The following is a 9,336-nucleotide window of genomic DNA, read 5'->3' on the forward strand; positions in this document are numbered from 1 at the left end:
ATCGAGGTGCAGAAGAAGGCCATCGCGGCGCAGCCGAACGCGCACGCGTTCAAGCTGACGCTGGCCAACATCTACATCAAGGCCGGGCGCAAGGCCGACGCCGAGAAGGAGCTGAACGGGCTGGCGCAGCTGGGCGACAAGTTCAACGGCCAGGCCGAGGTCGCGCGGCTGCTGAAGTCGCTGAAGGAAGGCTGACGCGGTCGGCTGCGGGCGGCGCGGCGGCCCTCCAGCCGACGACGGCGGTTGCACCGGCCTCGATTGGGCCGCGGCCGCTGCGCCGCCCTCAAGTGGGCCGCGGCGGCGGTCGATAACCCGTCAGGCGGGCCCGCCCGCCGCACGACGATGACCGCCACGCGCCCCCGCCAACCGCCCTGCACCGGCCCCGCGCCGGCGCCGTGCCGGCGATGAAGAAGTCGCTGCGCTCGCAGCTGCGCAAGGCCGCGCACGAGGGCGTGCGCCACGCGGTCGGCTTCCTGCCGCGCGAGCTGCGCTTCGCGCTGTTCCGCTCGCTGATCGACTGCGACCCGCGTCCCGACCCGCGCCTGGCGCTGAAGATCGCCGAGACGCGCGACGAGCTCGAGGCGTGTTTCCGCATCCTGCACGACGCCTACGTCGCCAGCGGGTTCATGCAGCCCGACCCGTCGGGGATGCGCGTGACGCCTTACCACGCGCTGCCCACCACGACCACGCTCGCCGCCACGTTCGACGGCGAGGTCGTCGGCACGATGTCGCTGATCCGCGAGGGCGTGTTCGGCTTCCCGCTGCAGTCGGTGTTCGACCTGTCGCAGGTGCGCGTGCGCGAGGGCCGCATCGCCGAGATCTCGGCGCTCGCGGTGCACCCGGCGTTCCGCAAGACCGGCGGCGCGATCCTGTTCCCGCTGATGAAGTTCATGTACGAGTACTGCACGCAGTACTTCGACACGCGGCACCTGGTGATCGCCGTCAACCCGAACAAGATCGAGCTGTACGAGTCGCTGCTGCTGTTCGAGCGGCTGCAGCAGCACGCCGTCGACCGCTACGACTTCGCCAACGGCGCGCCGGCGGTGGGCGCGACGCTGGACCTGCAGCGCGCGCGCGTCGAGTTCGAGGCGCTGTACGGGCGCCGGTGCGAGCGCAAGAACCTGCACCGCTACTTCGTCGAGTCGCGCATGCCGAACATCGCGCTGCCCTCGCGCGCGTACCACACCACCAACGACCCGGTGATGACGCCCGAGCTGCTCGATCACTTCTTCAACCGGCGCACGAGCGTGTTCGAGTCGCTGGACCTGCGCCGTCGCGTGCTGCTGCATTCGATCTACGACCTGCCCGAGTACCAGGCGGTGCTGCCGCCGCTGCCGTCGGGCAGGCTGCAGGGCATCGCACTGCGCCGCCACCAGCGCTACTCGCTGAAGTGCCCGGCGCGGCTGCAGCTCGGCGTCGGCGGCGAGACGGCCACGATCGACCTCGAGGTGGTCGAGGTCTCGCTGTCGGGCTTCCAGGCCGTCGCGCGACGCCCCCTGCCGCTCGACACCTGGGGCACGGCCACGGTCGAGCTCGGGCTGGGCGTGCGCTCGACGCTGAGGGTCGCCGCGGTGCGCGGCGTGCGCCCCGGCGCGTCGCAGGTCTACGGCTTCCGCATCGACCAGCCCGACGCGGCCTGGCGCACCTGCGTGCTGGCGCTCGAGGGCGGGCGGACGCACCGCGACCTGCTGCCGCAGGCGGCGTGAAGTCGATCCCCCGTGGCGCTTCGGCGCCTCCGCCGGCCACGCAGCGGCCCCTTCGGGGACTTGGGGGCGCCGCCGGCGGCCCGGCGAGGCCGGCTCCGCGGCGCTCGCCGGGTCGTGTCGTGCGCGGTGCGCCGGGCCCCACCTGCATCGTTCGCGGTTAGCATCGCCCGCCGTCGACACACGGCACCGACCGGGGGGCGGATGAAAACGATCGAACTGTTCCTGGAGCGCACGATCCTCGCGGGTCGCTGGCTGCTCGTGGTCTTCTACATCGGGCTGGGCGTCGCGCTGGCGATCTACGCGGTGTCGTTCGTCTCGAAGCTGGCGAAGGTCGCGGGCAGCGTGTTCGTGCTCGGCGACGCCGACATGATCCTCGCGATGCTGGCGCTGATCGACTCGGCGCTGGTGGCCAGCCTGATCGTGATGGTGATGATCGCCAGCTACGAGAACTTCGTCAGCCGCTTCGACGAGGGCGAGAGCGACATCTCGTGGCTGGGCAAGCTCAACGCCGGCAGCCTGAAGATCAAGGTCGCCTCGTCGATCGTCGCGATCTCGTCGATCCACCTGCTGCAGGTGTTCCTCAACGCGCAGCAGTACGACAACGCGAAGATCATGTGGATGACGATCATCCACGTCGTGTTCGTCGTCTCGGCGCTGCTGCTCGGCTTCCTCGAGCAGGTGATGAGCCGACTGAAGTGAAGCGGCCAAGCCCGCGCCACGGCTGGGCGAGCCGAGGGCGACGGCCGCAAGCCGAGTCTCAGCGTTCGAAGCACTCGGCGTCGGCCAGCCGAGGCGCTGCGGCGTCCTTGGGTGCGACGATGGGGTGCGCGACGCCGGGCGGCAGCGGCCAGTCGATGCCGATCACCGGGTCGTCCCAGCGGATCGCCCGTTCGCAGTCCTTCGCGTAGACGCCGGTCGTCTTGTAGAGGAAGTGCGTGTCGTCGGCCAGCGCGACGAAGCCGTGAGCGAAGCCCTCGGGGATCCACAGCTGCCGCCGGTTCGCCTCGCTGAGCTCGACGCCGACCCAGCGGCCGAAGGTCGGCGAGCCGCGACGGATGTCGACGGCGACGTCGAACGCCGCGCCGCGCACCACGCGCACCAGCTTGCCCTGCGCGTGCGGCGGCAGCTGGTGGTGCAGCCCGCGCAGCACGCCGGCCTTCGAGCACGAGTGGTTGTCCTGCACGAACGGGCGCGGCGGCGGCAGGCCGAGCTCGCGCAGCGCGGCGTCGAAGCGCGGCTGGTGGTAGCTCTCCATGAACCAGCCGCGCTCGTCGGCGAACACGGTGGGCTCGACGACGACGACGTCGGCGATGGCGGTCGCAACGAGCTTCATCGCGGCAGCCGCGGCGGTCAGTAGACGGTCTCGGCGAGCACCTGCATCAGGTACGCGCCGTAGCCGTTCTTCAGCATCGGCTGCGCCAGCCGCTCGAGCTGCGACGCGTCGATCCAGCCGGCGCGGTAGGCGATCTCCTCCGGGCACGCCACCTTCAGGCCCTGGCGCTTCTCGAGCGTGGCGATGAACTGGCCGGCCTCGAGCAGGCTGTCGTGGGTGCCGGTGTCGAGCCACGCGTAACCCCGGCCCATGATCTCGACGTCGAGCTGGCCCTGTCGCAGGTAGCGCGCGTTGACCTCGGTGATCTCGAGCTCGCCGCGCGCGCTCGGCTTGATGGATGCGGCGATGTCGCACACCTGCTCGTCGTAGAAGTACAGGCCGGTGACCGCGTAGTGGCTTCTGGGCACCTTCGGCTTCTCCTCGATGCTCAGTGCGCGCCGCTGCGCGTCGAACTCGACCACGCCGTAGCGCTCGGGGTCGTGCACGTGGTACGCGAACACCGTGGCGCCGGCGGCGCGCGCGTGCGCCGACGCGAGCATCGCCTTGAAGTCGTGGCCGTAGAAGATGTTGTCGCCCAGCACCAGCGCGCTGGGACGACCGCCGAGGAACGAACGCCCGAGGACGAACGCCTGCGCCAGACCGTCGGGGCTGGGCTGCACGCAGTAGCTCAGGTGCATGCCCCAGCGGCTGCCGTCGCCGAGCAGCGCCTCGAAGCGCGGCGTGTCCTGCGGGGTGCTGATGACCAGCACGTCGCGGATGCCGGCCAGCATCAGCGTCGACAGCGGGTAGTAGACCATCGGCTTGTCGTACACCGGCAGCAGCTGCTTGCTCAGCGCGAGCGTCGCCGGGTGCAGCCGGGTGCCGGAGCCGCCGGCGAGGATGATGCCTTTGCGTTGCATGGATGTGCGTGGAGGTCAGGCGCCGAGGACTTCGGCGAGCATGCGCTCGACACCGGCCTGCCACGGCGGCAGGTGCAGCGCGAACGCGCGGCGCAGCCTCGTCGTGTCCAGCCGCGAGTTCAGCGGCCGCCGCGCCGGCGTCGGGTAGTCCGCGGTCGGGGTCGGGCGGATCGCGTCGGGCGCGACGCGGATCGGGTGGCCGCGCGCGCGCGCCCACTCGACGACGAAGCGCGCGTAGCCGAACCAGCTCGTCTCGCCGGCGGCCACGCAGTGGTAGGTGCCGGCGAGTTCGGGCCGCGCGGCGAGCGTGCGCAGCGCGTGCGCGGTGACGTCGGCCAGCAGGTCGGCGCCGGTGGGCGCGCCGACCTGGTCGTCGATCACGCTCAGCGCCTCGCGCTCCGCGGCGAGCTTGAGCATCGTGCGCGCGAAGTTGCCGCCGCGCGCCGCGTAGACCCAGCTCGTGCGCAGGATCAGGTGCCGGCAGCCGCTGGCGCGAATCAGCGTCTCGCCTTCGAGCTTGGTGCGCCCGTACACCGACAGCGGCGCGGCCGGTGCGTCTTCGGCGCGCGGCGCGTCGCCGCTGCCGTCGAACACGTAGTCGGTGCTGTAGTGCACCAGCGTCGCACCCCGCGCCGCGGCCTCGCGCGCGATCACGCCGGGCGCGGCGGCGTTGATCGTGCGCGCCAGCTCGGGCTCGCGCTCGGCGCGGTCGACGGCGGTGTGCGCGGCGGCGTTGACGATGACGTCGGGGCGCAGCGCGCCGATCAGCGCCGGCAGCGCCTCGGGCCGCGAGAAGTCGGCGCGCCACGGCCCGGGGGTGTCGAAGTCCAGCGCGGTCAGCTCGCCCAGCGGCGCCAGCGCGCGCTGCAGTTCCCAGCCGACCTGGCCGTTGCAGCCGAGCAGCAGCAGCTTCATCGCCGCGCGTAGTTCGTCGCCAGCCAGTCGCGGTAGGCGCCGCTGCGCACCTCGGCGACCCACTGCGGGTGGTCGAGGTACCAGCGCAGCGTCTTGCGGATGCCGCTGTCGAAGGTCTCGGCCGGGCGCCAGCCCAGCTCGCGCTCGATCTTGCGTGCGTCGATCGCGTAGCGCCGGTCGTGGCCCGGGCGGTCGCTCACGTGCGTGACCAGCCGCGCGTGGGGCCCGGCCGGGTCCGGGCGCAGCTCGTCGAGCAGCGCGCAGATCGTCGCGACGATGTCGCGGTTGGGCTTCTCGTTCCAGCCGCCGATGTTGTAGGTCTCGCCGATGCGCCCGCGCTCGAGCACGGCGCGGATGCCGCTGCAGTGGTCGCCGACGTAAAGCCAGTCGCGCACCTGCATGCCGTCGCCGTAGACCGGCAGCGGCTGGCCGGCCAGCGCGTTGACGATCATCAGCGGGATCAGCTTCTCGGGGAACTGGTACGGGCCGTAGTTGTTGCTGCAGTTGGTCGTCACCACCGGCAGGCCGTAGGTGTGGTGCCACGCGCGCACCAGGTGGTCGCTGGCGGCTTTGCTCGCCGAGTACGGGCTGTTCGGCCGGTACGCGTGCTCCTCGGTGAACGCCGCGTCGCGCGGGCCCAGGCTGCCGTAGACCTCGTCGGTCGAGACGTGCAGGAAGCGGAACGACGACCTCGCGTCGCCGTCGAGCGTGCCCCAGTGCCCGCGCGCGGCCTCGAGCAGCGCGAACGTGCCCTCGACGTTGGTCTTCACGAACGCCGCCGGGCCGTGGATGCTGCGGTCGACGTGGCTCTCGGCGGCGAAGTGCACGATCGCGCGCGGGCGGTGCTCGGCGAGCAGCCGCTCGACCAGCGCGCGGTCGCCGATGTCGCCGTGCACGAACACGTGCCTGCCGTCGCCCTGCAGCGACGCGAGGTTGCGCAGGTTGCCGGCGTAGGTCAGCGCGTCGAGGTTGAGCACCGGCTCGTCGCACTGCGCGAGCCAGTCGAGCACGAAGTTGCTGCCGATGAAGCCGGCGCCGCCGGTGACGAGGATCATGGGTGTCGTATCCGTCGGCCGCGCACGCGGCGCGACATCAGCGGCGCATTCTGACGCAGGATGCCGCCGGCGCCGCGGCGGCGTGCGTCACAGCGGAAAGAACACCGGAATCGCCACCAGCGCCACCGCCTGGAACACCAGCGCCACCGGCAGGCCGGCACGCAGGTAGTCGCGCAGCGTGTACCGCCCGGGCGACATGATCATCAGGTTGGTCTGGTAGCCGTACGGCGTCAGGAAGCTGCAGCTCGCGCCGTAGATCACCGCCATCACGAACGGCCGGGGGTCGAGTCCGGTCGATTGCGCCACGCCGAGCGCCACCGGAAACGCCAGCGCCGCCGCCGCGTTGTTGCTCATCAGCTCGGTCAGCAGCCAGGTCACGACGAGGATCATCGCCAGCGCGCCGTACGGCCCGAACGCCTCGACGCCGGCCAGCAGGCCGCCGGCCAGCAGCGTGGCCGCGCCGGTGGCCGCCATGACCTGCGAGATCACCAGCGACGACGCGACGATCAGGATGATCGCGTACGGCATGTTGCGCCGCAGGTCGGCCGCCGTCGCGAAACCGAACGCCAGGAACAGCGCCAGCAGCACCAGCAGCGCCTTCAGGAAGTCGACCACGCCGAGCGCCGCCAGCGCGATCGTCGCGACGAAACCCGCGGTCGCGACCAGCCCCTTGCGCGGGTCGGTGAACTTGCGCACCTCGCGCCGCGAGACGACGACGAAGTTGCGCTGCAGGTTGTTGCGCTTCTCGAAGTCGCTGCCCACCGCCAGCACCAGCGTGTCGCCGACCTCGATCGGCAGGTTCGCGATCGGCCCGCGCAGGCGCTCGCTGCCGCGGCGCACCGCGATCACCGCGGCGTCGAACAGGGCGCGGAAGTCGACCTCCTTGATCGTGCGGCGCGCCAGCGTGGAGTTGGCGGCGACGACGACCTCGACCAGGTTGTCCAGCGGCAGCCGGTAGTGCTGGCCGTGCGTCTCGAGTCCGTCGAAGCGCGTCAGCACGTCCAGCCGCGTCACGTCGCCGGTGAACACCAGCAGGTCGCCCGACCGCAGCATGCGGTCGGGCTGCACCGGCGCGATCACGTGCCCGTCGCGCACGATCTCGGCCAGGTACAGGTGCGCCAGCTTGCGCAGGCCCGCCTGCTCGACCGTGCGCCCCAGCAGCGGCGAGTCGGGGCGCAGCGTCGCCTCGACGAAGTACTCCGACGGCGCCTCCGGCGGGGGCGCCTGCACCGGCAGCAGCCGCGGGTACAGCAGCACCATCGTCGCGCCGCAGGCGACGACGAGCAGGATGCCGACCGGGAACAGGTCGAAGATCCGCAGCGCCGGCAGGTCGCGGCCGATCATCAGGCTGTTGACGAGCAGGTTCGTCGACGTGCCCACCAGCGTCAGCGTGCCACCCAGCGACGCGGCGAAGCACATCGGCATCAGCAGCCGCGACGCCGGGTGCGCGCGCAGCGTGCGCAGCGGGCCGATCAGCGACGCGACCACCGCGGTGTTGTTCAGCAGCGCCGAGTACGCCGCCGTCGCCGCGACCAGCCTGACCAGCGCGCCGCGGTAGCCGCCGCGCACCAGCCGCTCGGCCAGCGTCTCGAGCAGATGGGCCTTGTCGAGCACCACCGACAGCAGCAGCAGCACGACCACCGTCACCAGCCCGCTGTTCGTGAACTGCGCCAGCCCGCGCTCGAGGCCGACCAGGTCGAGCAGCACGAACACGAAGGCCACCGACGCGAACAGCACGGCCGGCGCGCGCCGGCCGCGGATCAGCTCGACGACGAGCACCGCCAGCGCGGCGAAGACCACCGCCTGCTGCCAGGTCATGGCCGGCGTCCGATCAGGCGATCAGGCCCAGCTCGCGGATGCGCGCGATCACCGCGTCGGCGGCCTGCTCGGGCGTGCGGTCGGTGGTGTTCACGCGCAGCTCGGGCGACTCGGGCGCCTCGTACGGCGAGTCGATGCCGGTGAAGTTCTTCAGCTCGCCGCGGCGCGCCTTGCGGTACAGGCCCTTGACGTCGCGCGCCTCGGCCACGTCGAGCGGGGTGTCGACGTGGATCTCGACGAACTCGCCTTCGGCCAGCAGGCTGCGTGCCATCGCGCGCTCGGCGCGGAACGGCGAGATGAACGCGGTCATCACGATCAGCCCGGCGTCGACCATCAGCCGCGCGACCTCGGCGATGCGGCGGATGTTCTCGACCCGGTCGGCCTCGGTGAACCCCAGGTCCTTGTTCAGCCCGTGGCGCACGTTGTCGCCGTCGAGCAGGTAGGTGTGGTGGCCCATCGCGTGCAGCCGCTTCTCGACGAGGTTGGCGATCGTCGACTTGCCAGAACCCGACAGCCCGGTGAACCACAGCACCCCCGGGCGCTGCCCCTTGAGTCGCGAGCGCGCCGCCTTGTCGACGTCGACGTGCTGCAGGTGGATGTTGTGCGCGCGGCGCAGCGCGAAGTGCAGCATGCCGGCGCCGACGGTGTGGTTGCTCAGCCGGTCGATCAGGACGAACCCGCCGGTGTCGCGGTTGACGACGTAGGGGTCGAAGGCGACGGGGCGGTCGAGCGCCAGGTTGCACACCCCGATCTCGTTGAGCTCGAGCTGCTTGGCCGCCAGGTGCTCCATCGTGTTGACGTTGACCTTGTACTTCGGCTCGGTCACGCTGGCGCCCACCGTGCGCGTGCCGAGCTTGAGCAGGTACTGCCGCCCGGGCAGCAGCGGCTCGTCGGCCATCCACACGATCGTGCACTCGAACTGGTCGGCGACCTCGGCCGGGCTGTCGGCGGCGCTGATCACGTCGCCGCGCGAGATGTCGACCTCGTCTTCGAGCGTCAGCGTGACCGACTGCCCGGCCACCGCCTGCGGCAGGTCGCCGTCGGCGGTGACGATGCGCGCCACGCGGCTCTCGCGCCCCGAGGGCTGCACGCGCACGCGGTCGCCGGGGCGCACGACGCCGCTGGCCACGGTGCCGGCGAAGCCGCGGAACGCGTGGTCCGGGCGGTTGACCCACTGCACCGGCAGGCGCAGCGGCGCGGCCTGCTGGCGCACGTCGTCGACCTCGACCGTCTCGAGGAAGGCCATCAGCGTCGGCCCGCGGTACCACGGCGTGCGCTCGCTGTGCGCGAGCATGTTGTCGCCCTTGAGCGCCGACAGCGGGATCGGCGTGATGTCGGCGAGGCCGATGCGCTGCGCGAACTCGCGGTACTCGTCGACGATGCGGTGGTAGACCTTCTCCGAGAAGTCGACCAGGTCCATCTTGTTGATCGCCAGCACCACCTTGCGGATGCCGATCAGGTGCACCAGGTGGCTGTGGCGCCGCGTCTGCGTGAGCACGCCCTTGCGCGCGTCGACCAGGATCACCGCGACGTCGGCGGTCGACGCGCCGGTGATCATGTTGCGCGTGTACTGCTCGTGCCCCGGCGTGTCAGCGACGATGAACTTGCGC

The 9,336-nt window shown here is 71.5% G+C and carries 9 protein-coding genes; 3 read left to right on the plus strand and 6 right to left on the minus strand.

Annotated elements, in window-relative coordinates:
- The 3 genes from PKC53_RS16720 to PKC53_RS16730 form a co-directional block, all read left to right on the plus strand.
- A partial coding sequence (locus PKC53_RS16720) for a tetratricopeptide repeat protein (protein WP_324430662.1) occupies window positions 1-195 on the plus strand: 195 nt, incomplete at its 5' end.
- A 209-nt stretch (window positions 196-404) separates the two neighbouring features.
- A complete protein-coding gene (locus tag PKC53_RS16725) occupies window positions 405-1,706 on the plus strand; it encodes a GNAT family N-acetyltransferase (protein ID WP_324430664.1) in 1,302 nt (433 codons plus the stop codon).
- 201 nt (window positions 1,707-1,907) lie between these two features.
- Window positions 1,908-2,405: a TIGR00645 family protein gene (locus PKC53_RS16730; protein WP_324430666.1), complete on the plus strand. Its 498-nt coding sequence runs from the start codon at window positions 1,908-1,910 to the stop codon at window positions 2,403-2,405.
- A gap of 58 nt (window positions 2,406-2,463) precedes the next feature.
- On the opposite strand, the gene rfbC is transcribed toward PKC53_RS16730, so the two are convergent.
- From rfbC to cysC, 6 genes are all read right to left on the minus strand, one after another.
- The gene (gene rfbC, locus PKC53_RS16735) at window positions 2,464-3,039 is read right to left on the minus strand and encodes a dTDP-4-dehydrorhamnose 3,5-epimerase (protein ID WP_324430668.1); all 576 of its coding nucleotides are present in this window, start codon (window positions 3,037-3,039) and stop codon (window positions 2,464-2,466) included.
- 17 nt (window positions 3,040-3,056) lie between these two features.
- A complete protein-coding gene (rfbA, locus tag PKC53_RS16740) occupies window positions 3,057-3,938 on the minus strand; it encodes a glucose-1-phosphate thymidylyltransferase RfbA (RefSeq protein ID WP_324430670.1) in 882 nt (293 codons plus the stop codon).
- A 15-nt stretch (window positions 3,939-3,953) separates the two neighbouring features.
- On the minus strand, window positions 3,954-4,853 hold the full coding sequence (rfbD, locus tag PKC53_RS16745) for a dTDP-4-dehydrorhamnose reductase (RefSeq protein WP_324430673.1): 900 nt from the start codon (window positions 4,851-4,853) through the stop codon (window positions 3,954-3,956).
- Window positions 4,850-5,908: a dTDP-glucose 4,6-dehydratase gene (gene rfbB / locus PKC53_RS16750; RefSeq protein WP_324430675.1), complete on the minus strand. Its 1,059-nt coding sequence runs from the start codon at window positions 5,906-5,908 to the stop codon at window positions 4,850-4,852. The genes rfbD and rfbB overlap by 4 nt, the downstream gene beginning before the upstream one ends.
- An 87-nt stretch (window positions 5,909-5,995) precedes the next feature.
- Entirely contained in the window at window positions 5,996-7,726 is a 1,731-nt protein-coding gene (locus PKC53_RS16755) for an SLC13 family permease (protein WP_324430677.1), read from the minus strand.
- A 13-nt stretch (window positions 7,727-7,739) separates the two neighbouring features.
- Window positions 7,740-9,336: adenylyl-sulfate kinase (gene cysC / locus PKC53_RS16760; RefSeq protein ID WP_324430679.1), on the minus strand; the 1,597-nt coding region annotated here is incomplete at its 5' end.

It is taken from the genome of Azohydromonas sp. (genome assembly GCF_035325925.1).
Classification (GTDB): Bacteria; Pseudomonadota; Gammaproteobacteria; order Burkholderiales; family Burkholderiaceae_C; genus Calidifontimicrobium.